Genomic DNA, 22,632 nt, shown 5'->3' on the forward strand with positions numbered 1-22,632 from the left:
GATGGCTCCGTCAGGCGGTGCGTTCGAATAACTCGCGGCCGATCAACATGCGTCGGATCTCCGATGTACCTGCACCGATTTCGTACAGCTTGGCATCGCGCCACAGGCGCCCGGTGGGATAGTCGTTGATGTAGCCGTTACCACCCAATACCTGGATCGCCTGGCCGGTGAGCCAGGTCGCCTTTTCGGCCGCGTAGAGAATCGCACCGGCCGCGTCCTGGCGTGTGGTCTGCCCGGCATCGCAGGCGCGCGCCACCGCATACACGTACGCACGGCAGGCGTTGAGCCCGACGTACATATCGGCCAGCTTGGCCTGCATCAACTGGAAGGTGCCGATCGGCTCGCCGAACTGCTTGCGCTCGTGCACGTAGGGCAGCACCACGTCCATCGCAGCGGCCATCAATCCCAACGGGCCACCGGCCAACACCACACGTTCGAAATCCAATCCGGACATCAGCACGCGCACGCCGCCGTTGAGGGTGCCCAGCACGTTCTCGGCCGGCACTTCGCAATCTGTGAACACCAATTCGCAGGTGTTGGAGCCGCGCATGCCGAGCTTGTCGAGTTTTTGCGCGGTCGAAAAGCCAGGCATGCCCTTTTCGACGATGAAGGCGGTGATGCCGCGTGCACCGGCGGCCGGATCGGTCTTGGCGTACACCACCAGCACATCGGCGTCCGGGCCGTTGGTGATCCACATCTTGTTGCCGTTGAGCACAAAGCGGTCGCCGCGCGCGTCTGCACGCAGCTTCATCGACACCACGTCCGAGCCGGAGCCGGCCTCGCTCATCGCCAGCGCGCCGACATGCTCGCCGGTGCACAGCTTGGGCAGGTAGCGCTGCTTCTGCTCGGGCGTGGCGTTCTTGCGCAGCTGGTTGAGGCACAGGTTGGAATGCGCGCCGTAGGACAGCCCGATCGCGCCGCCGGCCCGCGAGATTTCTTCCATCGCCACCACATGCGCCAGATAGCCCATGCCGCTGCCGCCGTAGTCTTCTTCCACGGTCAACCCGAGCAGGCCCTGCTCGCCGAACAGGCGCCACAGCTGCGCGGGGAAGACATTGTCCTGATCGGCAGCGGCCGCGAGCGGGGCAATATGGTGGCTGGCAAAGGCCGCCACGCTTTCGCGCAGCAGATCGATTTCTTCGCCAAGCGCGAAGTTCAAGGACGGCACGTGCATGGAGCGACTCCGCAAGGATCGGGGTGTGCCGGGTGGGAGCGGGCAGGCCGCACGGCGTTTGTGCGCAGCCTAGCGGTCCGCAGTGAAAAAGTGAACTAAAATTCAACTATTGAACCCAGAATCACACCATGGCTTATCGACGCTCCGCCCTGATGGAAGAACGCCTGGCCGGCAACCGCGAACGCATCCTGCACGCAGCCCGCGCCCTGATCGCCGAAGGCGGCTACCGCAATGCGCCGGTGACCGCCGTCGCCGCCGCAGCCGGCGTCTCGACAGGGCAGATTTACCGACATTTCCCATCCAAAGCCGACCTTTTCGTGGAAGTTCTCAATGAGGCCGTGCAGCGCGAGATGACCATCCTGCGCGCCATCGCCACCACCCAGGCCAGCGCCGCCGAGCGCCTGCGCAGCGCCATCGCTACCTTCGTGCGGCGCGCGCTGGCCGGCCCTGCGTTGGCCTACGCGTTCATCGCCGAACCGGTGGAAAGTGAGGTGGATGCCGAGCGCATCCGTGGCCGGCGCCTGTTCGGCGAGGTGTTTCGCCAGTTGCTTGCCGAAGGCGTGGCAGCTGGCGAGTTTCCGCAGCAGTCGCTGGACGCAGCAGCGGCCTGCATCGTCGGCGCGTTCACCGAGGCCTTGGTGGGGCCGATCGCGCCCAGTCGCGGCGACCCGCAGCAGGGCGAGCAGCTGGTCGAGGCGATCTGCGGCTTCTGCTTGCGCGCGGTGGGGGCGCGGCAGCCGAAGAGCTGACAGTGCACTGACTACGCACCTGCTGTGCTTCCCCGGTGCGTCCAGCTGTGCATATACTGTGCAATAACTCTGTCGGAGTCTTGCGATGGTCGCCGTCCTCAATCCCCTGGCCCTGACCGAACGCTTGCGCGTGCCGGATCGCACCATCCTGTCGCCGTCGGCCATGGCCGGTCTGCTGGATCTGTCGCAGCAGGAACTGGCCGAACTGGCCGGCGTGCATCGCAACAGCCTGCGCGTGCACCCGGAAAGCCCGCGCGTGCAGGACCTGCTGCGCAACCTGTCGCGCTTGCTGGTGGCGATGACGCAAGTCCAGCCAGACGAACGTCAGGTGGTGTTCCACCTCAAGAACACGCCGATCCCCGCATTCGAATTCGCCACCTTGCTGGAGGTGGTCAAACAGGGCCGCACCGACGACGCATTGACCTACCTGCGCACCGTTGAAGCCGGGGCTGCCGGTTGAAGCTGAGCGCCCCGGCGCACTGCACGCTGTATCGCGCCTTCACCCCGCGCTGGGCCGCCGAACCGCTGAGCGGTGCCGGTGCCGCGCGCTCGGGTGGGCGCTTCAATCGTTTCGGTCAACCCGCCTTGTATCTCTCGCAGCAACTGGAAACCGCTGCCGCCGAATATGCGCAGGCTTCGCCGTTTCTACCGCCATTGACGCTGGTCAGTTACGCCGCCGATCTGCCCGCGTTAGCCGATCTGCGCCTGCTCGATGCAAGCTGGGATCCGCTCTGGGCCGATTGGACCGAGGACTGGCGCAAGGCCTTGGTCAACAAGATCGAACCGGTGAGCTGGGTGCTCGGCGACATGCTGCGCGAGGCGCAGATCCCTGGCGTGATCTTTCCCAGCATGGCGCTGCCGGAGGGCATCAATGTGGTGCTGTTCCTGGACATATTGCAGCCTGAGCAAGTGCTACATGTGCTCGACGACGGCCGCCTGCCGCGCGACGGGCGGAGTTGGGGCGATCCGTCGGTTGTGGTGTAACGGCTTGCGCGCGCGATGCATGACGCCACGCTCGAATTTTCAACCAACCAACAGCTGCACCACACCGGCCAGCACCGGCGCGGCCACAGCTGTCGGCAGAATCAATCCACGCCGATACGGCAGCAACCACAGCGACAGCAATGCCACAGCACCGGTCAAGGTGCCAATCCACACTACCGAACCGATGCCCCAGCCCTGCGCGTGCACCGCCAGGCCAAAGGTGAGCAGCAACAGCAGCCAACCCAGCGCCTGCAATTGCCGCGAGCGCGCAGCGCCCAGCATGCGGCCACGCACTTCCTGCTGATGCTTGTCCATCGGCAGGCATAACGCAGCGAATCCCGAAAAATTCAGTGCCAGCAACAGCAATACACTCATGCGCTTTCCTGTATCGGCACGCTGTTCTGCGCAGGCGCAGTGGCGCGCGCGCGTCGCGCAGATGCCGATTGCGGTGCCTTCCAATGCTGCAAGCGCCAACCTGCGATCCCCAGACACACGCCAAGGAACAGGCACACCAGATCGACACCGGCCAGCGCCCATTGCCCGGCCGGCAACGTCACGCCCAGATGCACATCGGTGGTAATCGCATTGAGCAGCGGCACCAGCGCGAACAAGGCTGCGCCCAGATACAGCTGCCAGCTCCACATCGCGCGCCGTGGCCAGACGAAGGCGGCCAGCAATGCGGCGGCCCATGCAGCGAAAAACAGATTGGCCTCCATCGCCGCGCGTGCGTCCAGCGTCACCGGTAACAATCGGTTGGCCCAGAAGAAACTGGCAAAGGCGATCGGCAAGCCGGCGACCGTGCCGATGTTGAGCGCATCCACCAGACGCAGCCCGAAGCCGATGCGCCCGGCCTTCAGGTGTTTGGGGCGTTCTTTCACTGCCCACATCACCACACCGCTGGCCACCATCAAACAACCGAGCAAACCGGAGCCGAAGAACAGTGCGCGCATCCATGGCCCGGCAAAGTGGGCGATATGCAGGCCCACCATCGTGCCGCGCGTCTGGCTGGCACCGCCCGGCGCGCCGCTACGCTGCAGGCGCTGGCCGCTGATCGCATCGAACAGAATGGACGGCGCATCGGTCGAGAGACTGCCGGCCACCTGAGTCACGCCGACCGCAGCATGCGCATCGTTGGGAAGCGACACCGCCACGTTGCCGATCTCGCCACCGCGCCAGTCGCTGCGCGCACGCGCCATGAACTGTTCCAGCGGCAGCATGCGCGCCGGTGTGCCCGATGCCTTCCGCGTATCGGCAACCCGGTTGGCGGATTCTTCGTAGAAACGCATTTCGTTGTCGGGGTACTGCGCCTTGATGCCCCACGGCAAGTACATGAACATCAATGTCACGATGCCGGTGTAGGTGATCATCGCGTGGTACGGCAACGCGGTCACCGCACTGACGTTGTGAAAATCCAGCCACGAGCGCAGGCCCTTGCCCGGGCGAAACGTAAAGAAATCCTTGAAGATCTTCTTGTGCGTGATCACCCCGCTGATGATCGCCACCAGCATGAACATCGCGCAGAAACCCACGATATAGCGCGACCACATCACCGGCAGATAATGCAGATCGAAATGCAGCCGATAGAAGAAGTCGCCGCCCAGCGTGTCGCGCGCGGCGATCTCCTTGCCGGTGGCCGGGTCGATGATGGCGTTGCCATACATCTCGCGGCGGCTGGCGGGTTTTCCATCGGCCGGCGCAGGATTTTGCCAGTACATGCTCACCACCGGATTGCGCGTATCCGGCAAGGTGATGTTCCAACTCTGCGCATCGGCCGCATGCGTCTGCAGATACTGTTCGGCACTGCGCAGCGCGGTCGCGTTGCTCACCGTGGTGGTGGGCAGTTCCGGGCGCATCCAGCGGCTGATTTCGTCGCGGTAATAGCTCGCGGTGCCGCCCATGAAGATCAACAGCAACACCCAGCCGACCAGCAGCCCGGTCCAGGTGTGCAGCCACGCCATCGACTGGCGGAATCCCTGCTTCATGCCACACCCCGTTGCAGCCATGCGGCCAGCGCGAACATCAGCGCCGCCGGCACCGCGATGCCGGCCCACGCACGCCACACGCTGGCAGTGGCGAAAGCCCATAGCGGCGCGCACGCGCACACCACGATACCGACCAGCATGCTGGTCAGCACCGCTTCGCTGGGCGGCATCGGCAATACCAGCGCCAGCAACAGATTGGTGGCACTGGCAAGCGCATACCCGCCAAAGATCGCGGCCAGCGTGCGCGCGAGCACGCCCAGCCAGGGACGCCTGAACCAGGGAAGCGACAGGGGCGGTGCGGTGGACATCAGCGGGACTGCATGTGTGGCCGATTTACTCGGCCAGGAAGGTCAACGTGCTGATGTGGTGGATCATCGACACCTGCTTGCCGGCGATCTCGCGCTTTACCGGCTCCTTGTTGGTGGCGACCAGGATGTGGCGTCCGGCGCGCAGCTTGGGCAGGGTCACCTGGCCCTTGGCATCGGAGGTCAGCGTCTTTTGCCACTTCTGCGGGTCGATCACCGTCACCTCGACCTTGGGCAGCGGCTTGTTGCGATAGAGCACGGTCAGCGTGTTGCTGTTGGGGGCAGTGGGCACCAGCTCGAAATCGAGCTTGGCCGACGGCGTGGCGCGGCCGGCGCGGGCGTAATAGCTCACCGTTTCGAAGCTGCCGGCTTCGCCTTTCCACGGCTCGAACACGCTGTCGTCGCTCAACCAGGCATCGCCGGTGCCGGGCAGCGGCGCGGTGAGGAACTCGCTGCCGCGCTGCAACGCACCGGCCTTGCCGGCCGTGCCGAACACGGTCGGCTTGACCACGCGCTTGATCTCGTCTTCGCCGTGGTCGAGGGTGTCCTGCGCCGGCTCGCCGAAGAAGATCCGCACCGGGCCGCTGCCGTCGCGCTCGATCCAGATTTCATGGGCCTGGGCAGACAGACTGATGCTGGCCAAGGCCAGGCAGGACAGCAGAAAGGACTTCATCGCGGCGACTCCTCGTAAGCGGGACCGGGCGAGGCGAGAACCGCGTCACCGTGGGTTGATGGGAATGATACGCAATTCCACGAAACGAGACCAACGCGCCATCCGGGACCTGCGCGGTTCGACCAGCGCTTGGTCATCACGCGGGCAAGCGGGTTCTGCCGCGGAAGGGGTAGTGCCAAGCGGCCCCGTCATGCGGCATCGCGGCAATTTGCCGGCGGCACGCGAGGTGGCTACACACAAGACGTACAGCCCGCCAAGCTGCAGGACGCATCGCGGCGATAACTGTCATGCACAGTGGCCAGACTGGCGCGAACTGTGCTCTATACTCCGGCGCTAGCAGAGGTCTTCGACCAACAGCCAGGGGTGAGCGCGTGCGGAATTACGACCTCGAGTTCCTGAAAAAATTCTCGATGGTGATCGGACTACTGGTAGTGATCACCCTGGGCCTGATCGCCCTGGCAGCCTATTTGCAACGCGCCATTCCTGACGAAGTCTCGCCCACTGCGGCCAAACGCGTGCAGCAACGCATCGCCCCGGCCGGCGCGGTGTATGCCGGCACCACCGGCGCGTCCGCACAAGCGGCGGCTCAGGCAGCAGCACTGGCCAAGGCCTCCTCGCAGTCCGCCTATGGCGGCAGCACCGACGGCAAGACCATCTTCGACAATCTGTGCACCGCCTGCCATACCACCGGTGTAGGCAAGGCGCCGACGCTGGATCATTCGCATTGGGACGCGCGCATCGCCCAGGGCAAGGACACCTTGTACAAGCACGCGATCGAGGGCTACACCGGCCCGGACGGCGGCATCATGCCGGCCAAGGGCGGCAACCCGGCGCTGACCGAAGAACAGGTACGCGCCACGGTCGATTGGATGCTGGGCAATCTGAAGTAGGCGCCTGAAACAAGCGCCTCCACGCACCATCTGGTCGCAGTTCGCAGCGGTTTGTTAGCCTGTTGCCACGCTCAGCCGCTCATGCGCCGCCTTCCGGGCGGCGCTTGCATTTTGGTCTACGTCTTTCTGGAGTGTGTCGATGTCGCGTTGCTCGCTTGTTGTGCTCGGTGTGATCGGTCTGTTGGCTCCGCTGCTGGGCAGTGCCGCCGATGGCGCGCCGCAACGCCTGTCGATCGCCGATGTGCAGGGCGAAGACACGCGTAGCCCCTACGACGGCCGCGTGGTGGAGGTCGAAGGTATCGTGACTGCCGATACCCGCATCGGCCTTGCCGGCCTGTTCGTGCAGCAGCCCGGGTTTGAGCCGCGGCGCTCGCACGGCTTGTTTGTCACCGGCGCCGGCGATGCCGAGGTGGCAGCGGGTGATCGCGTGCGCGTCATCGGCACGGTGCGCGAAGTGTCGGCAGGCGGCGAGGCGAGCCTGACCACGGTGGATGCCAGCAGCATCGAACGGCTCGCCAGCGGCCAGCCGGTACCGGTGCGTATGCTCAGCGGGCCGCCGGCCAACTGGGAAGCGCTCGAAGGCGAACATGTGCGCATCGCTGCGTTGACGCTCAACGGCAGCGATCGCCTGGAGACCTACGGCGAGCTGGTCGCCGCCTTCGGTGGGCGCTTATGGCAGCCGAGCGAAGTGGCCGCGACCGGCACTCCGGCTTTCACGCAGCTGGAGGCGGAGAACGCACGCCGCCGGGTGCTGCTGGACGATGCACGCAATGGCCGCAGCCCCAAGACGGTGGCCTATCTGCCGGCAGATGCGGTGTTGCGCGCCGGCAGCCTGCTCAAGTCGGTCGATGGCATCGTCGACCAGCGCTACGACGGCAACTACCGCATCCAGGTGCTGAATCCGCTGACGCTGCCAGCGATGCCGACCGCGGTGGCGCCGCAGGTCGGCGGCGATCTGCGCATTGCCTCGTTCAACCTGGAGAACTTCTTCAACGGCAATGGCCGCGGCGGCGGGTTCCCGACCAAGCGCGGTGCGCGCACGCATGAGCAGTTCCAGGCGCAGCTGGCCAAGCTGGTGTCCACCATCGTGCCGCTGCGCGCCGATGTGGCGGCACTGATGGAGCTGGAAAACGACGGCAACGGTGCCGATACCGCAGTGGCGCAACTGGTGGCCGCGCTCAATGCCGCCGGCAAGGACAAGGACTGGCAGTTCGTCGACACCGGCAGCGGCCCGGGCGATGACGCGATCCGGGTTGGCATCGTCTACCGCAGCACCCAGGTCACCCCGGTCGGCAAGCCGGCCACGCTGACCGGCGGGCCGTTCGACAGCCACAGCCGGGTGCCGTTGGCGCAGGCGTTTCGCAGCACCCGCGGCGCGACCTTCGTGGTGGTGGCCAACCACTTCAAGTCCAAGGGCTGCGGCACCGCCAGCGGCGCCGATGCCGACCAGCGCGACGGCCAGGCTTGCTGGAACGCCACCCGCACCGAATCGGCCAAACGCCTGCACCAATGGCTGCAGACCGACCCCACCGGCGCGCAGACCAAGCTGGCGGTGTTGCTGGGCGACTTCAACGCCTACGCCATGGAGAGCCCGATGCGCAGCCTGCGCGCCAGCGGCTGGCAGGATGCGTTCGCAGTGGCCGGAGTGAAGCAGCCTTACAGCTACGTCTACGATGGTATGAGCGGGCGGCTGGACCACGCCTTGCTCAGCCCGGCGATGGCCAAGCAGCTGCGCGGCGCGGTGGAATGGCATATCAACGCCGATGTCATGGACGATGCCGGCTACGCCAAGCGCAACCTGGCCGGTCCGTGGCGCAGTTCCGACCACGACCCGGTGCTGCTGGGTTTTTCGCTGTAGCGCAAGCTGGCGTTCGAATCCCGCTGCAGGCGCGTGCGTGATACGTGCTGTCTGCAACGTGTTTTCGCGCGCTGCTGCGCTGCCATGGAAAAAGCAGGCCGCGAGCGCGCGCGGGGCTTACACCTAGCTCGCGCAATGCCCCGCGCGGCGACGTAGCCGCAGATTGACCAGGTGCGTGCTGGCCAGCAGCAGGCTGCCGGTCACCGTGATGGGGGTTTCCAGCGTGCCGCCGGCCACCCCGCTTGCGCCGAGCACCAGGCCGGTCAGTCCGAATGCCGCCAATGCCCACACCGGCGCGGGCAGTGCGTGTCGGCGATGGCTGCTCCACAGCGCGTAGCCGCTGAGCGGCACGGCGGCGGTGGCGAACACCACATGCACCCATTCGGCCCGGCTCCAGGCGCCTAGCAGCGGGAGTACGGCGGCCAGCAGCGGCAGGGCCAGACAGTGCAGCAGACACAGGCTGGACAGCGCGATGGCCGAACGATCCAGCACAGAAGCGGTAACGCGCATGGAGCATGTCCTGTCGAGGAAGTGTTATATAGTAACACTTCACTCCAGCCAGGCTCTCAGGATGTCCCTGTCCCCCAAGCGCGATTCACGTCTTCCCGTCACCGTGCTGTCCGGCTTCCTTGGTGCCGGCAAGACCACCTTGCTCAACCGCATCCTGCATAACCGCGACGGCCTGCGCGTGGCGGTGATCGTCAACGACATGAGCGAGGTCAACATCGACGCGCAGCTGGTACGCGACGGCGGCGCGGCCTTGCGACGCACCGAAGAGACGTTGGTGGAATTCAGCAATGGCTGCATCTGCTGCACGCTGCGCGACGACCTGTTGCAGGAAGTGCGGCGGCTGGCCGAGCAGAAGCGCTACGACTATCTGTTGATCGAATCGACCGGCATCGCCGAGCCGATGCCGGTCGCGGCCACCTTCGCGGTGCGCGATGCCGATGGCTTCAGCCTGTCGGATATCGCGCGGCTCGACACCATGGTGACGGTGGTGGACGGCAGCCGCTTTCTGCAGGATTTCGGCTCGGCCGCCACGCTGGCCGAACTTGGCCAGCAAGCCGGCCCGGACGACACCCGCGGGCTGGTGCAGTTGCTGGGCGAACAGGTGGAGTTCGCCGACGTGCTGGTGATCAGCAAATGCGACCGGATCGATGCGCAGCAACTGATGCGGCTGCGCGCGGTACTGCGTGCGCTCAATCGCGAGGCGGCGATTGTGGACGCCACGCATGGCGAGGTACCGCTGCGTACCTTGCTCGATACCGGGCGCTTCGATTTCACCCATGCGCAGCTGGCGCCGGGCTGGATGCAGGAACTGCGCGGCCAGCACACGCCGGAGACCGAGGAGTACGGCATCAGCAGTTTCGTGTATCGCGCACGCCGGCCGTTTCACCCGCAGCGCTTCGCGCGGATGGTGCACAGCGGTCTGCCGCAGGTGATACGTAGCAAGGGTTTTTTCTGGCTGGCCAGCCGCATGGATTGGGTGGGCGAGTTGTCCAGCGTGGGTGGGGCGACCCAGACCAACGCCGCCGGCTTCTGGTTTGCCGCGCGGCATCGTGTGGATGCACACGCGATCGGCGAGCCGCTGCAGACCAGTATCACCCCGCTGCCGTACACCGACATTGGCTGGCAGCGTCAGCAGACCCAGTGCTGGACCGCGCCGCTGCCGCAATTGCACGAAGTGGGCGATGCCAGCGAGTACGCCGCGATGCAGCGGCTATGGCATCCGCTATGGGGCGACCGCCGCCAGGAGCTGGCGGTAATCGGCGTGGACATGGATGCGCCGGGCACGCGCGCTGCGCTGGACGCGTGCCTGCTCAGCGATCACGAACTGCGCCAGGGCCCGGCGCAATGGCAGCTGCTGGACGATCCGTTTCCGCATTGGGAGCGTTGAGTTCGCGCAAGCGCGCGACCGGCTTGCATCAGCCTGTGCGTGATCTGCACCCGACCCGGGGTGGCACCGTGCATTGATGCATGCGGGAAAGACGCTGGAGACGGCAAAGAGCTGCGCGCGCTACGCACTCACGCCGAATACGTCGCAGCTGCAGGCTGAGACGTGCACTGCGTGCTGTGCCGACATGGAAGACCGTCAGAAGTAACCGTTGTCGATCGCTTCCTGATGGGCATCCACTTCGTCTCGATGGCGTTGTCGGCGCTCCTGTGGCGTGGTGGGAATGCTGTCCATCAAGCGTGGACCGCCCATCCTTTCCAATTGGTCGTCGGTACGTTTGACGATGTCTTCAAGTTCCAGCAGGTTTTCGTAGCCCTTCATCATGCGCTCAAGCCGTTTGACCTGGCCGGGGTCTGCGCCACTTTCCTGCAAGGAAGCCAAACGGCGCCTGGCGCGAGCATAGTGTTTGGCAATATCGGGCGTGTCGCCAAGCTGCTGCCGCGCCTTCAGTAAAGCGCGGCGATTGGATTGAATGACGTCGCTCTGGACGTTGGCCAGCAAGCTGGTCGTGGTTCTCGGTGCGGGCACCTGTTCCAGCGGCGCAAGCGTGTGCAGCAGGGTATTGAGCTGACTGTCGCGTACCTGATTGCGCTGCGCGATCAGCGCAGCACGCGTATCGAACAGCCGCTGCTCCTGCGTCGTTGGTTCGGAATCTTCCTCGAACAAACGCATTCTGGTTGCATGACACTGTTTGCTGAGCTGCGCAATCTCCCGATTCAAGCTGCGCAATGAGGGCCGCGTTAACTGTGGCGGAGACGCCGCCGGGATAGGCCCAGGCTTGATCGGTGCCGGACGCGGCGTGGAGGCAGTTCGCTGCGATGCATGCGTCTGCGTCTGCGTCTGCGGCCGGCGATCAGGCGTGGCCACAGGCGTCATCGGCGCTGGGCGCGGCGACGCGTTCCGCTGTGGTTGCGGCCACTGTGCGCGAGTTGGATTGGCTGCTAGTGGAGCATGGGGCTGTCGCTGCGCATCGTGGCGGAGCTGCGGCGCATGCGCTTGCTGCGGGCGATTACGTTCGGCCACAGGCGTTGTACAGGACGTGGGCATTGGTGAGGCGCCCCCTGGCCGTAGCGGTGAGGAGCGCAGGTGCATCGATGGTAGCTTTTTTTGCAAGGACGCGAACGTTTTCCGCGCAGACGCAAGGATGGATTGATTCGATTTCGCTGCGCCGTGCGTTGCAGCGCGCTTGGGCGCCTGAGACAGCGGTTGCGGCGTGGCCGTCTCAGGTTGCGGCCTGGCTGTCTCAGCGGTCGTCTTGCCATTGGTCGACGCGGGGCTGGGCGGTTCCTGGGCGACCCGATCGCGGCTACTCGAAAACGGATTCAGACGGCGCATAACGAACTCCTGTCGGTCGTATGCGCCCACAGTAGCGACCGCCTCCGATGGCGTGATGCAGGCTGCGAACCGGCGTCGCGCAAGCCGAAATGACAATCTCAATCGATGCGCACGCCGCATGCGAACGCCGCGATTGCAGCCACCGCCCCCTCCGCTCGGCATCAAGGTATCCAACAACACTGTCATGCATGTCCGTCGCCTTGCTTCCGCTGTTGGCAGACTTCATTCAGGTCATTTATCGTAGCCGCCAGGGTGCGGTAGCGTTGCATGAGCCGTTGCAGTTTCAGGATCCGCTCGCACGGCGCAGCGCTTTCCTGCAAGCCATCCAGCTGCACTTCGGCATGCCTGAAGACCTCGGCCAGGCAGGTCGAGCGAGCCATCGCGTTCAATGCCAGCGATCGCACGTGAGCGCGCTGCATCGCATCGTTGTGCGTATTCGTCAGCTGGTCGGCTGTCGTGGTCGGGGCAGGCACTTGCTCCAACGGTGCAAGTGCCTGCAGCAGAAACTCCAATTGACTGTCGCGTACCTGATTGCGCCGCGCCAATAGACGATTGCGTTGATCGAGCACGCGTTGTTCCTGCGGCATCGCCTGGCGCTCCTCAAGAAACAAGCGCGTAGTGATGGCATGGTATTGCGTGTTGAGTTGGATCAGACGGCGGTTCATGCCTTGCAACAGCGACTGCATTCCAGCGCGCGGCAATCGTGCAGCGCCTGGCGGTGATGCGTGGGACGCAACACCAGCCAAGCGCGGCGATGATGGAAACCAGGCCTGCGCTGCCTGTTGCTGCGTCCGTTGAAGCGCGCAGGCAGGTGCTCGCTCCTGTCGTGCGGCAGCCGCATGCCGCAAATTTACGCCGCCAGCCGCCGCAGGCAGCCTGCGCGGTTGGGCAAACAGCCGCGACGTGCCTGAGCCGGAGGCACCGGTTGCATCTGCGGCAGCGCTCGTTGCCTGCCGTTCTTTCAACCAGGGATTCAGCCGCATGACCCACTCCAACCGGACGACGAGCCCTGTGTGTGGTCGCTAAGGTATCGAGCTTGTTTTACCGAACCCGGTACGCTGCGAACAAACGGCCCACTAACCGAACGGCTGATGTTTTCAAGCGGTGTACATGCCCCATGCAATGGCGGCGATCGCCGGGACCGCCAGCAGCAGACCCACGCGTACGCGTGTGCCGAGACGCTCCTTGAACCCGAGCGCGCCCACCAGCACGCCAAGGACGACCACGCCGATGTTCATGCTCGCAAAGACCGTAGCGGGGCTGTGCGGCAATGCTTGATGGGCGCGCACATAGCAAAAGATGTTGCCGAAATTGAGCATGCCCAGCAGCACGCCGGCCACGACGTTGCGGCCGTCCATCCGCACGCCGCGTGTCCAGCGCAGCCCCTGCAGCAGCGACATCAGGACGAAGGCGATTGCGAAGCACAGTGTGAGCGAGGTCAGCGACGACGTACCGGCCTGCGCGATGGTCTTGAGCAACAGATCGATCAGTGCAAAGCCCATCCACACGCCCAGCAGCCACAGCCACGCAGCCGAGGGAGCCGGCGCAGCGCGGTTGCGCGGATCTGCGCGTTGCACGATGCATACGATGGCCAGCAGGCCCATGCCCAGTCCAGTCAGCTTCCATGCGTTGAACGGCTCGCCGAACAGGGTGAAAGCCGCCGCCAACGACAGCAGCAACGACAAACGTTGCGCCATCTCGGTACGCACGATGCCGGCGGTGGTCACGGCGCGCGCCAGCACCATGAAGATCGACGGCAGCGCAACCGAAAGCGCCAGCAATGCTGCCCACGGTGTGGACGGCGCATGCAACGTGTCCAACGCAGGATCCAGCAACAGCCAAGCCAGGACGGCAGCGGTGGCGTAGTTCCAGGTGATCGCCTGCGCAGCGTCCAGTCGGTAGCGCGGCAGCAGCTTGAGAAGCACCGACACCAGGACACTGCAAACAACGGCAAACAGCAGGAAATACATAGGCAACGCAACGAAGTGTGCAGGCAGGGCGATGAACGCGGCCGGCGGGGCGGCTATTATGAGGGCATGTCCAATCTCCCATTCCCCACCGAATCGGCTGCGTTGACGTTGGAGGGGCCGGTCGGCCCGCTCGATATCGCGGTCGATCTGCCCGAGCCGGACGTCGCTGTGCAACCGGTCACCGCCATCGTCTGTCATCCGCTCTCCACCGAGGGCGGCAGCATGCACAACAAGGTCGTCACCATGGCCGCGCGCGCGTTGCGCGAGCTGGGCATCACCGTGGTGCGCTTCAATTTCCGCAGTGTCGGCAGCTCGGCCGGCAGCTTCGATCATGGCAACGGCGAGCAGGACGATCTGCGTGCGGTTGCCGCGTGGGTGCGCAGCCAACGCCCGGGCGACACGCTGTGGCTGGCCGGTTTCAGCTTCGGCGCCTACGTGTCGTTGCGCGCTGCCGGCTCGCTCGAACCGCAGGTGTTGATCTCGATCGCGCCGCCGGCCGGGCGCTGGGATTTCAGCGACATGCAGCCGCCTGCGCACTGGTTGGTGATTCAGGGCGATGCCGATGAAATCGTCGACCCGCAGGCGGTCTACGACTGGCTGGACACGTTGGAGCAGCAACCCGAGCTGGTGCGCATGCCCGACACCAGCCACTTCTTCCACCGCAAATTGATCGACCTGCGCGGTGCGATCCAGCATGGTGTCCGGCGCTGGTTGCCGGCCGCAGTCTGACCGCGGCATGGCCCCACGCATAGGCGTATCGCTCTGCGATGCGCCGTTAAGCGGGCTTGGCAGCAGCCGGCCCGCGGAGAACACGATGACTGAGATGACCCCGTCGCAGCGCTACGCCGCCGGCGTACAACGCGGCGACTGGCGCGCCGATCCTGCGCAGCAGGCGGCGTTGGCGGAGCTGGACCGTATCCACGAGGCCTTGGTGGACAGCGCGCAGGATGGCTGGCTGGACCGGCTGTCGGCCTTCTGGAAAAAGCCCGAGCCGGTGCGCGGCCTGTACTTCTGGGGTGGCGTGGGGCGCGGCAAGACCTTCCTGGTCGACCTGTTCTACGACGGGCTGCCGATCAAGCAGAAATACCGCACGCATTTCCATAGGTTCATGCGCGGCGTGCACGAGCAATTGCGCGAGCACGCCGGGCAAAGCGACCCGTTGGCCAAGATCGCCCAGCAGTGGCGCGAGAATCTGCGCGTGCTGGTGCTGGACGAATTCTTCGTCACTGATATCGGCGATGCGATGTTGCTGGCGCGCCTGCTGGAACGTTTGTTCGCCGAAGGTGTGACCCTGGTGACCACCTCCAACACCGCGCCGGAAAACCTCTACGCCAATGGCTTGCAGCGCGACAGCTTCATGCCGGCGATCGGCTTGCTGCAGAAGTTCTGCGTCGAGCTGTATGCCGAAGGCACCGAGGATTACCGCATGCGCGCATTGACGCGTTCGCCGGTGTACCGCGCGCCGCTGGATGCGCAGGCCGATGAGTGGCTCAGCCAGCGCTGGAGCGAATTGAGCGGAAATGCCGAGGCACGTGGCGGCAATATCGAAATCGAAGCGCGCAAGATCGCGGTGCGCGCACGCGGCAAGAGCATCGCCTGGTTCGACTTCGCTGCGCTGTGCGAAGGCCCGCGCGGCCCGGGCGACTACATCGAGATCGCGCGCGAATTCACCACGGTGCTGCTGGGTGGCATTCCGCACTTCGACCGCATGAACGAGGACGCAGCGCGCCGTTTCGTTAATCTGATCGACGAGCTGTACGACCGCCACGTCAATCTGGTCTGCACCGCGCAGGATGCGCCGCCGGCGTTGTACAGCGGCCAGCGCCTGGCCGGCGCCTTCGAGCGCACCGCCTCGCGTTTGATCGAGATGCAGAGCGCCGAATATCTGGCCACTGCGCATCGGGCGTGAGTTGATTGCGTGACATGCGTAGGCCAAAGGCGCACTGCACGGATTGCTTTGCTGGCCTGCGATCTTGCTGGGGCAGCAACGTCATCGCGCGTGCACCGTAGCCGTCAGGGACTTTCCCAGTTACTGCGGCTCGGGACAACGTCGAGGATTTCGGCATCGCCGTTCGGAAATCGGCGATAGATCAGAGTAAATTTTCCGCTGCAGGCGGGCGCCAGATAGGTTCCTGGCTGCACGCCTTTGCGATGGGTCATGACGCCATCAAGGGTCTGACCCTTGTCGTATATTCGCTGATCTTGTGCATCTGCAGTGTCTTCGTTGGTCGCCTCCACGCAACCGACCCAGTACTCGACCCTGGCTTCGTCCGCGCGTAGCGTCCAGTACACGGTCATGGCTTGGCGATGTGTTTCCTGGCCTGCTGTTTCAATGCCTGCAAGCGATCACGTGCGTGTTGGCCTGTCAGCGAGTCAGCCGGATTGGCATCGGCGGCCTCCACGGCAGAGCGCGTGCGGTCGGTCAAAAACCGCAGATACGCAGCGTCCTTGTGCACGCCTGCGATGCGGCTCTGCTGATCTGCGCGTTTGCGCAGTCTGATGCGCACATTGTTTGCCGGATCCGCTTTCCGGGTGTTGTCGACGCGGTAGCTGTGGATGCCGATCTGGTGCAACGCTTTGGCTGCAGCCTCGATCCCGGCAAAGGTGCGCGGCTCTCCCAATTTGGAGATGAGCAGGCGCCGGCTATGGTCGCGCGCAAGCAGTTGCACCGCATAGCCATCGTCGGCCCCGAGCACGATCGCGTCTGACATGACGCCGGCTGCTACCAGCTCTTTGGCAGCCGCCAGCTTTACGGCCGGCATGTCTTTCACCAGAGGTGATGTTTTGCCCTTCAGGTGAAGTGATCGGAGGACAGATGTGAGGTCGGACATACGATTCTGGCGATACGAGCAGGGTTCCCGATTACTTATAACTCAGGTGGCCGGCAGCTGCACGGCTGCAGCACATTGCGGATTTTTCTCAAGAGCGAATAAAATCGCTTGCTATTAAATAGCGTGCTATTTAAAGTGCAGCCATGGACACCGCCACAGCCACCACCGCCCGGACCAATGCGCTGCTGCAGCTCGACAACCAGCTGTGCTTTGCGCTGTATTCGGCCAACCTGGCGATGCACAAGCTCTACCGCGGGCTGCTGAAGGCGCTGGACCTGACCTATCCGCAGTACCTGGTGATGCTGGTGCTGTGGGAGACCGACGGCCGCAGCGTGTCGGAGATCGGCGAGCGCCTGTACCTGGACTCGGCGACGCTGACGCCGCTGCTCAAGCGCTTGCAGGCCGCCGGGTTGGTCACCCGCACGCGCGCCGTCAGCGACGAGCGTCAGGTGATCATCGGGCTGACCGACGCCGGTCGCGCCTTGCGCGGTAAGGCGGGCGCGGTGCCGGAGCAGGTGTTCTGCGCGTCGGCGTGTTCGTTGGACGAACTGCGTCAACTCAAGCAGGAACTGGAAAAGCTACGCTCCAGCCTCGGCACGGCGTGAGTCGATCCACCCGTGGCTACGTTCTTAATTTACATGTCGCACACGATTCAATCGTCAACGATTCAACCCCATCCTGCGCCGAGAGCGCTCACCTTGGAGAACCACCATGGCCTCACCTGAAAAGATCCTCTACACCGCCCACGCCACCGCAACCGGCGGCCGCGAAGGCCGCGCCTTGTCCTCGGACAAGGCGCTGGACGCCAAGCTGTCCACCCCGCGCGAGCTGGGCGGCGCTGGCGGCGATGGCACCAACCCGGAGCAGCTGTTCGCTGCCGGTTATGCGGCCTGCTTCATCGGCGCGATGAAGGCCGTTGCAGGTCAGGACAAGCTCAAGCTGCCGGGCGAAGTGAGCATCGACAGCAGCGTCGGCATCGGCCAGATTCCGGGTGGCTTCGGCATTGCGGTGGAGTTGCGCATCGCGGTGCCGGGCATGGACAAGGCCGAACTGCAGGCGCTGGTCGACAAGGCCCACCAGGTCTGCCCGTACTCCAACGCCACGCGCGGCAACATCGACGTCACCCTGACCCTGGCCTGATCCACGCCAGTGCTGCCGCGCATATCGCGTAGCAGTGTCAGAAGCGGCCCGGCGCATGCGTCGGGCCGCGTTCGTTTACACGTGCTGGCGATGCCCGCAGCCGCGCGGCACACTACGGCGATGACAGTGCTTGTTTCGCCGGCGCCGACCGGACTCTTCTGCGCATGAGCGCGCCGCGTCCCACCTTGTTGCTGCTGCCGGGCCTGCTCAACGATGCGCAGCTGTGGCAGGCGCAGCGCGTGGCATTGGCCAACGTTGCCGAGTGCGAGGTCGGCGACATCACCCAGGGCGAGAGCATGCGCGCGCTGGCGACGCAGGTGCTGGCGCAGATGCCGCCGCGTTTCGCATTGGCCGGTTTCTCGTTGGGCGGCTATGTGGCGCAGGACATCCTGCGCATCGCGCCCGAGCGTGTGGAGCGCCTGGCCTTGCTGGATACCTCCGCACGTGCCGATTCGCCCGAGCGTGTCGCGCAACGGCGCGCGCAGGAAGCGAGCGTGCGTGGCGGAAAGACGTTTCTTGGATTCGGCGAACGGCTGATGCGGCACTACGTGCATCCATCGCGGTGGCAGGACGCGGCCTTGCTGGAACGCGTGCGCGGCATGACCCAGCGCCTGGGCGTGGAGGTCTTCGTGCGCCAGAACCGGCTGGAGCGGGAAGATGGTCGCGCGTTGCTACGCGCCTACACCGGCCCGCTGCTGGTGCTGTGCGGCCAGGACGATACGATCACCCCGCCTACGTTGCACGAGGAAATGGCTGCGCTCGCCGTGCAGGCACAGTTGGTGCAAGTGCCTGCGTGTGGCCATCTGTCGCCATTGGAGCAGCCACAGGCGGTATCGGATGCGCTGCGGGAATGGCTGCTGGCCTGATACGCGCTCTCAGTGCGCAGCCGTCACCACCACGCTGTTGGAAGCCGGCGCATCGTCTTGCTCCTCTTGCCGATGCGTCTTTAGCTCCAGCATCTGCAAGCGCTCGCCATGAAAGCGATAGTCCAGCGCCTGTTGTACCGCGTACAACGCTTCTACCTGTGTGCATAAGGTGTGCGCTTGCGCCTCCAGCGCTTCGCTGCGTGCCTGCATTTGCTGTTCCATCCGCGCGTCCAATTGCTCCCCGCGGCGCTCCAGCTGCGCGGTGCGTCCGGTCATCACCGTCCACATCACGCTGCGGGTCAGGCCGCCGGCCAACTCTTCTGCGGCCTGTTCGACATTGGCTTCGAAGTGTTCGTCGAACAGCTCCTGCTCCCAGCGCCCGCGCCCCAGGGTGGTATCGACCTGCGCAAGTGCGGTGACGCGCAGCCGCTCCACCTTGCGCTCCTGGCGCATGCTGCCGGTGAGCATCTGCACCACGCCGGCCAGCGCATCGAAGGTGATGTCGACCACCGACCGGGCAATGTCGGTCACTGCCGGCATCAGCGTGCGGGCGCCGTACTCGATGTCGCGCAGACGTTGCGCATCGGCAGCGCTGACCGGTTGCGGTTGGCGGTCCACGTTGAGCTCGCCACCGTGGAAAAAGATCTCGCGCGGCACGCCCTGTTTGCGGCGTAGCCAGATGCCGCCGCTGTCGGCCAGCACGTCGTAAGACGTGCTGACCTGGCACTGCTGCGAAGACACCTGCGGTTTGGCGGTTTCGGCCTGCGCGCTACAGGCCGCCAGCAATAACAGCGGCGCGAGAAAGGCAGTGGGGCGCATGGCGGCGGCCTGGGAATCGGAGGACCCCAGCACTACGCGTGGCGATGCGCACCGCCATGGGCAGGAAGTCAGGGTGCCGCACCCCTTTATCCGAACAACGGCAACTGCAAAAGCGTGAAACGGGTCGAGCACCTGCACGCCGACATCTTTTTAGCGGCTGGCTCACTTGACTCTCACGGCGGATGGTGTGAATTATGTTGCACAGCAGCATCGGAGCTCCGCAATGCTCGACTCACGCATCGAAAAGGTTGATCTGGCGCTGACCGAAATCGCCCAGAATCCATCGGAAAAGGTGGCGCTGTGGCAATGGGCTTGCCGCGAGATGTTGCACGAGACGCTGATCGGCATGCACCAGCTCTCGCATCTGGCCGGCATCGCCCGGCAGGTGGCCAACGACTGGCGCGAACCGGTGGATGTGATCGCTCCGGCAAAGCCCTATCTGGCTGCCTCGGCGTTGGCCGATCGGCGTCTGCCGCAGGTGCGGGACGGCCTGGGCAGCACCCACGACGACAACGACCGCGCCAATCTGTGGCGGCTGCGGTATGCCAGCCTGATCGCTGCCACCCTGCAAGGCATGCAGGCATTGGCCGAAAAACACCGCATCGACCGTCAGGCAATGGCGATAGGGCAGTTGAGCTAAGCGTTTATTGCGGCACTGTGTGGCCGAGCGGCTGCGCAGGCGTTCGAGCCGCCGCTTCAGTGCCGAACGGCCGCCTCTTCCATATGCCGCCAGGCATGCCGCACGATCCAGCGCGCCTCATCCCAGGGCACCGACAGCATCGGTTGATAGTGGTAAAAGCCTTCCTGCAACACGCGGTAGAGCTGCGCCTCGGTAGCGCGCGGGTAAGCCAGATAAATGTCGTAGCCGAGCTTAAGCAGCCGGGCATAGTCGGCAAAATCGTAGCCGCCCAGATGGCCTTCGGCGTGGACATCGCGCCAATAGGCGATCTCTGCGTCGAGATTGACGACGCGGCGGGTCAAGACGGATGCGGTGTGCATGGGTAGGACTCCGTTGTCGAGACTTACCCCCCTGTGCTGGCACCGTAGCAGCGGCTGCCGCGTGCAACCAGCGCGCGACGACGAGCGGTCGTCGCGGCTGCTGTGCCCCGTACCGGGCGATGCCGGGACGGGGCAAAAACCGAGAACTCAATCCCAGTCGGGTGCAATCGCCTTCGGGTTGGCCAGGCGCTGACCGCGGTCGAGTGCGGCGATCTCGCGCATGTCCTGCTCGCTCAACTGCAGCGTCTGCGCCTTGAGATTGCTTTGAAGATTTTCGCGCTTGGTCGAGGACGGAATCACCGAATACCCCTGCTGCAACGCCCAGGCCAAGGTCACCTGTGCCGCAGTGGCGTCGTGGCGCGCGGCAATCGCCTGGATCACCGGATCCTTCAACACCTCGCCGACCGCCAGCGTCATGTACGAGGTGACATGGATGCCCTGCTCGCGCAGGAACGCGATCAGCGTGCGGTTTTGCAGGTAGGGATGCACTTCGATCTGGTTGGTGGCGATGGCATCGGCGCCCAGGATCTCGATGGCCTGTTTGATCAGTGCGATGGTGAAGTTGGATACACCGATTGCGCGGGTCAGACCCTGCTGCCTGGCCTGGGCAAGTGCTTCCAGATACTCGCGCATCGGCACCTGATCTTGCGGCGAGGGCCAGTGAATCAGGGTGAGATCGACATGCTCGGTGCCGAGCTTGCGCAGGCTGTCCTGCAGGCTCGGCAGCAAGGCACCGCGGCCGAACTTGTCGACCCAGATCTTGGTGGTCAGATACAGCTGATCGCGCGGCACGTTGGAGGCGGCAATGGCCTGACCGACCTGTTCTTCGTTGTCGTAGATCTGTGCGGTATCGACGGCACGGTAGCCCAACTCCAGTGCATTGCGCACCGAGTCGATGACGATCTGGTCCTTGAGACGAAAGGTGCCGAGGCCGAATGCGGGGACTGTCATTGTGTTCCTTTGTTAATCGGGAATAGTGAATCGGGAATGGGGAATCGTAAAAGCGGGGGTATGCGAGGCGCTGTGAGTTATTTAGTCGAGTGCGACGACGGCTTTACCGAAGTTTTCGCCGCGCAGCAGGCTGATCAGGCCTTGCGGTGCGCTGTCCAGGCCGTGCAGGACGTGTTCGCGATAGTGGATCTGGTCCTCGCGCAGCCACTGGCCCATTTCGCGCAGGAAGGCGGGCATCAGGCGAATGAAATCGTGCTGGATGAAGCCGCGTACGGTCAGTCGTTTGCGCAGCACCTGGCCGATGAAATCCGGCAGGCGATCCGGCCCCGGCAAGGCGTGGCCACGGCTGTTGTAGGTGGCGACCACGCCGCAGACCGGGATGCGCGCAAACGCATTCAACTGCGGCAATACCGCATCGAACACCTTGCCGCCGACGTTTTCGAAATAGATGTCGATACCGTCCGGCGTGGCGGCGCGCAGCTGCTCGGCAAAGTCGTCGGCGCGGTGGTCCAGTGCCACATCCACGCGCAACGTCTCGCGCAGGTAACGCACCTTTTCTTCGCCGCCGGCAATGGCCACCACGCGCAACCCTTGCAGGCGTGCCAGCTGCGCCACGGTGGCGCCGACCGGGCCGCTGGCGGCCGCAACCACCAGGGTCTCGCCCGCCTGCGGCTTGCCGATTTCATGCAGACCGGCATAGGCGGTGAAGCCGGGCATGCCGTACACGCCGAGCGCGGTGCTCAGCGGCAAGGCATCATCCTTGGGCAGCTTGCGCAATGGCGCGTCAGGGGTGAACAGGCTATGGGTCTGCCAGCCGCCCGGCAGCACCAGCAGGTCGCCGGGTTGATAGTCGGGGTGATGCGATTCGAGCACTTCGCTCACGGTGCCGCCTTCCATCACCGCGTCGATCTCCACCGGTGCGGCGTAGGACGGGCCTTCGTCCATGCGTCCACGCATGTACGGGTCGAGCGAGAGAAAGCGATTGCGCACCAGAATCTGTTCGTGCCCGGTGGGCGGCAAGGCGACCTCTTCCAGGCGGAAGTTGTCGGCGCTCGGCTCGCCGTGCGGGCGTGAGGCCAGCACGATGCGGCGGTTGGTGATCGATGTCATGCGAAATTCCTCGCGGAAAGGACCACGCGTGCGCGGTCGAGG

The 22,632-nt window shown here is 64.8% G+C and carries 27 protein-coding genes; 12 read left to right on the forward strand and 15 right to left on the reverse strand.

Features of this window, described 5'->3' with window-relative positions:
- Positions 1-10: 10 nt before the first annotated feature.
- Positions 11-1,174 (reverse strand): isovaleryl-CoA dehydrogenase, encoded by a 1,164-nt coding sequence (locus XcyCFBP4188_RS07805; protein WP_006450091.1) that lies wholly within the window; start codon positions 1,172-1,174, stop codon positions 11-13.
- Between the two features lie 128 nt (positions 1,175-1,302).
- Here XcyCFBP4188_RS07805 and XcyCFBP4188_RS07810 point away from each other — a divergent pair, with 128 nt between their 5' ends.
- From XcyCFBP4188_RS07810 to XcyCFBP4188_RS07820, 3 genes are all read left to right on the forward strand, one after another.
- Complete coding sequence (locus XcyCFBP4188_RS07810) at positions 1,303-1,923, forward strand: TetR/AcrR family transcriptional regulator (RefSeq protein ID WP_074058614.1); 621 nt, start codon at positions 1,303-1,305, stop codon at positions 1,921-1,923.
- Between the two features lie 85 nt (positions 1,924-2,008).
- A complete protein-coding gene (locus XcyCFBP4188_RS07815; protein WP_104591888.1) occupies positions 2,009-2,383 on the forward strand; it encodes a DNA-binding protein in 375 nt (124 codons plus the stop codon).
- Positions 2,380-2,907: an RES family NAD+ phosphorylase gene (locus tag XcyCFBP4188_RS07820; protein WP_006450088.1), complete on the forward strand. Its 528-nt coding sequence runs from the start codon at positions 2,380-2,382 to the stop codon at positions 2,905-2,907. Before XcyCFBP4188_RS07815 ends, XcyCFBP4188_RS07820 begins: the two co-directional genes overlap by 4 nt.
- 39 nt (positions 2,908-2,946) lie before the next feature.
- On the opposite strand, the gene XcyCFBP4188_RS07825 is transcribed toward XcyCFBP4188_RS07820, so the two are convergent.
- The 4 genes from XcyCFBP4188_RS07825 to XcyCFBP4188_RS07840 are packed head-to-tail and all read right to left on the reverse strand — an operon-like array spanning position 2,947 to position 5,867.
- Complete coding sequence (locus tag XcyCFBP4188_RS07825; RefSeq protein WP_104591889.1) at positions 2,947-3,282, reverse strand: DUF3325 domain-containing protein; 336 nt, start codon at positions 3,280-3,282, stop codon at positions 2,947-2,949.
- Positions 3,279-4,889 carry a PepSY-associated TM helix domain-containing protein gene (locus tag XcyCFBP4188_RS07830; RefSeq protein WP_006450086.1) on the reverse strand — a complete coding sequence of 537 codons (1,611 nt, stop codon included), beginning with the start codon at positions 4,887-4,889 and terminating at the stop codon, positions 3,279-3,281. Before XcyCFBP4188_RS07830 ends, XcyCFBP4188_RS07825 begins: the two co-directional genes overlap by 4 nt.
- Entirely contained in the window at positions 4,886-5,197 is a 312-nt protein-coding gene (locus XcyCFBP4188_RS07835) for a DUF3649 domain-containing protein (RefSeq protein WP_006450085.1), read from the reverse strand. The genes XcyCFBP4188_RS07830 and XcyCFBP4188_RS07835 overlap by 4 nt, the downstream gene beginning before the upstream one ends.
- A 25-nt stretch (positions 5,198-5,222) precedes the next feature.
- Complete coding sequence (locus XcyCFBP4188_RS07840) at positions 5,223-5,867, reverse strand: DUF4198 domain-containing protein (protein ID WP_074058610.1); 645 nt, start codon at positions 5,865-5,867, stop codon at positions 5,223-5,225.
- A gap of 371 nt (positions 5,868-6,238) precedes the next feature.
- Between XcyCFBP4188_RS07840 and XcyCFBP4188_RS07845 the strand changes: the two genes are divergently transcribed.
- Both XcyCFBP4188_RS07845 and XcyCFBP4188_RS07850 read left to right on the forward strand, forming a co-directional pair.
- Entirely contained in the window at positions 6,239-6,757 is a 519-nt protein-coding gene (locus XcyCFBP4188_RS07845; protein WP_074058609.1) for a c-type cytochrome, read from the forward strand.
- Positions 6,758-6,896: 139 nt separating this feature from the next.
- Positions 6,897-8,615 carry an ExeM/NucH family extracellular endonuclease gene (locus XcyCFBP4188_RS07850; protein ID WP_006450082.1) on the forward strand — a complete coding sequence of 573 codons (1,719 nt, stop codon included), beginning with the start codon at positions 6,897-6,899 and terminating at the stop codon, positions 8,613-8,615.
- Between the two features lie 123 nt (positions 8,616-8,738).
- Here XcyCFBP4188_RS07850 and XcyCFBP4188_RS07855 read toward each other — a convergent pair whose 3' ends face one another.
- Positions 8,739-9,125 (reverse strand): MerC domain-containing protein, encoded by a 387-nt coding sequence (locus tag XcyCFBP4188_RS07855; protein ID WP_006450081.1) that lies wholly within the window; start codon positions 9,123-9,125, stop codon positions 8,739-8,741.
- Between the two features lie 61 nt (positions 9,126-9,186).
- On the opposite strand from XcyCFBP4188_RS07855, the gene XcyCFBP4188_RS07860 reads away from it, so the two are divergent.
- Positions 9,187-10,512, forward strand: coding sequence for a GTP-binding protein (locus tag XcyCFBP4188_RS07860; protein ID WP_043908331.1), 1,326 nt, complete (start codon positions 9,187-9,189; stop codon positions 10,510-10,512).
- A 195-nt stretch (positions 10,513-10,707) separates the two neighbouring features.
- Here XcyCFBP4188_RS07860 and XcyCFBP4188_RS07865 read toward each other — a convergent pair whose 3' ends face one another.
- The 3 genes from XcyCFBP4188_RS07865 to XcyCFBP4188_RS07875 all read right to left on the reverse strand — a co-directional run bounded on the left by XcyCFBP4188_RS07865 (position 10,708) and on the right by XcyCFBP4188_RS07875 (position 13,874).
- A complete protein-coding gene (locus XcyCFBP4188_RS07865) occupies positions 10,708-11,289 on the reverse strand; it encodes a hypothetical protein (RefSeq protein ID WP_043908330.1) in 582 nt (193 codons plus the stop codon).
- A 797-nt stretch (positions 11,290-12,086) separates the two neighbouring features.
- A complete protein-coding gene (locus XcyCFBP4188_RS07870; protein WP_043908340.1) occupies positions 12,087-12,569 on the reverse strand; it encodes a hypothetical protein in 483 nt (160 codons plus the stop codon).
- A 432-nt stretch (positions 12,570-13,001) separates the two neighbouring features.
- Positions 13,002-13,874 (reverse strand): hypothetical protein, encoded by an 873-nt coding sequence (locus tag XcyCFBP4188_RS07875; protein ID WP_074058606.1) that lies wholly within the window; start codon positions 13,872-13,874, stop codon positions 13,002-13,004.
- A 66-nt stretch (positions 13,875-13,940) separates the two neighbouring features.
- Here XcyCFBP4188_RS07875 and XcyCFBP4188_RS07880 point away from each other — a divergent pair, with 66 nt between their 5' ends.
- Together XcyCFBP4188_RS07880 and zapE are read left to right on the forward strand one after the other, a co-directional pair.
- Complete coding sequence (locus XcyCFBP4188_RS07880) at positions 13,941-14,603, forward strand: alpha/beta hydrolase (RefSeq protein WP_043908318.1); 663 nt, start codon at positions 13,941-13,943, stop codon at positions 14,601-14,603.
- An 85-nt stretch (positions 14,604-14,688) separates the two neighbouring features.
- The gene (gene zapE / locus XcyCFBP4188_RS07885; protein WP_006450075.1) at positions 14,689-15,783 is read left to right on the forward strand and encodes a cell division protein ZapE; all 1,095 of its coding nucleotides are present in this window, start codon (positions 14,689-14,691) and stop codon (positions 15,781-15,783) included.
- Between the two features lie 104 nt (positions 15,784-15,887).
- On the opposite strand, the gene XcyCFBP4188_RS07890 is transcribed toward zapE, so the two are convergent.
- Both XcyCFBP4188_RS07890 and XcyCFBP4188_RS07895 read right to left on the reverse strand, forming a co-directional pair.
- On the reverse strand, positions 15,888-16,172 hold the full coding sequence (locus XcyCFBP4188_RS07890) for a hypothetical protein (RefSeq protein ID WP_006450074.1): 285 nt from the start codon (positions 16,170-16,172) through the stop codon (positions 15,888-15,890).
- The gene (locus XcyCFBP4188_RS07895) at positions 16,169-16,705 is read right to left on the reverse strand and encodes a hypothetical protein (protein WP_146094033.1); all 537 of its coding nucleotides are present in this window, start codon (positions 16,703-16,705) and stop codon (positions 16,169-16,171) included. Before XcyCFBP4188_RS07895 ends, XcyCFBP4188_RS07890 begins: the two co-directional genes overlap by 4 nt.
- Before the next feature lie 143 nt (positions 16,706-16,848).
- Between XcyCFBP4188_RS07895 and XcyCFBP4188_RS07900 the strand changes: the two genes are divergently transcribed.
- From XcyCFBP4188_RS07900 to XcyCFBP4188_RS07910, 3 genes are all read left to right on the forward strand, one after another.
- On the forward strand, positions 16,849-17,310 hold the full coding sequence (locus XcyCFBP4188_RS07900; RefSeq protein WP_006450072.1) for a MarR family winged helix-turn-helix transcriptional regulator: 462 nt from the start codon (positions 16,849-16,851) through the stop codon (positions 17,308-17,310).
- 106 nt (positions 17,311-17,416) lie between these two features.
- Positions 17,417-17,845 (forward strand): organic hydroperoxide resistance protein, encoded by a 429-nt coding sequence (locus XcyCFBP4188_RS07905; protein ID WP_006450071.1) that lies wholly within the window; start codon positions 17,417-17,419, stop codon positions 17,843-17,845.
- A gap of 164 nt (positions 17,846-18,009) precedes the next feature.
- Positions 18,010-18,711, forward strand: a complete 702-nt coding sequence (locus XcyCFBP4188_RS07910; protein WP_006450070.1) for an alpha/beta fold hydrolase — start codon at positions 18,010-18,012, stop codon at positions 18,709-18,711.
- Positions 18,712-18,720: 9 nt separating this feature from the next.
- Here XcyCFBP4188_RS07910 and XcyCFBP4188_RS07915 read toward each other — a convergent pair whose 3' ends face one another.
- Positions 18,721-19,530, reverse strand: a complete 810-nt coding sequence (locus XcyCFBP4188_RS07915) for a DUF2884 family protein (protein WP_043908313.1) — start codon at positions 19,528-19,530, stop codon at positions 18,721-18,723.
- A 223-nt stretch (positions 19,531-19,753) separates the two neighbouring features.
- On the opposite strand from XcyCFBP4188_RS07915, the gene XcyCFBP4188_RS07920 reads away from it, so the two are divergent.
- Complete coding sequence (locus XcyCFBP4188_RS07920) at positions 19,754-20,170, forward strand: hypothetical protein (protein WP_167393513.1); 417 nt, start codon at positions 19,754-19,756, stop codon at positions 20,168-20,170.
- A gap of 56 nt (positions 20,171-20,226) precedes the next feature.
- Here XcyCFBP4188_RS07920 and XcyCFBP4188_RS07925 read toward each other — a convergent pair whose 3' ends face one another.
- From XcyCFBP4188_RS07925 to XcyCFBP4188_RS07935, 3 genes are all read right to left on the reverse strand, one after another.
- A complete protein-coding gene (locus XcyCFBP4188_RS07925) occupies positions 20,227-20,529 on the reverse strand; it encodes a hypothetical protein (protein WP_006450067.1) in 303 nt (100 codons plus the stop codon).
- Between the two features lie 147 nt (positions 20,530-20,676).
- Positions 20,677-21,480: a 2,5-didehydrogluconate reductase DkgB gene (dkgB, locus tag XcyCFBP4188_RS07930; RefSeq protein WP_104591892.1), complete on the reverse strand. Its 804-nt coding sequence runs from the start codon at positions 21,478-21,480 to the stop codon at positions 20,677-20,679.
- A gap of 81 nt (positions 21,481-21,561) precedes the next feature.
- Positions 21,562-22,590 (reverse strand): NADP-dependent oxidoreductase, encoded by a 1,029-nt coding sequence (locus tag XcyCFBP4188_RS07935; RefSeq protein ID WP_006450065.1) that lies wholly within the window; start codon positions 22,588-22,590, stop codon positions 21,562-21,564.
- Positions 22,591-22,632 lie beyond the last annotated feature (42 nt).

Source organism: Xanthomonas hortorum pv. cynarae, from assembly GCF_002939985.1.
In the GTDB taxonomy this organism is placed as follows: Bacteria; Pseudomonadota; Gammaproteobacteria; order Xanthomonadales; family Xanthomonadaceae; genus Xanthomonas; species Xanthomonas hortorum_D.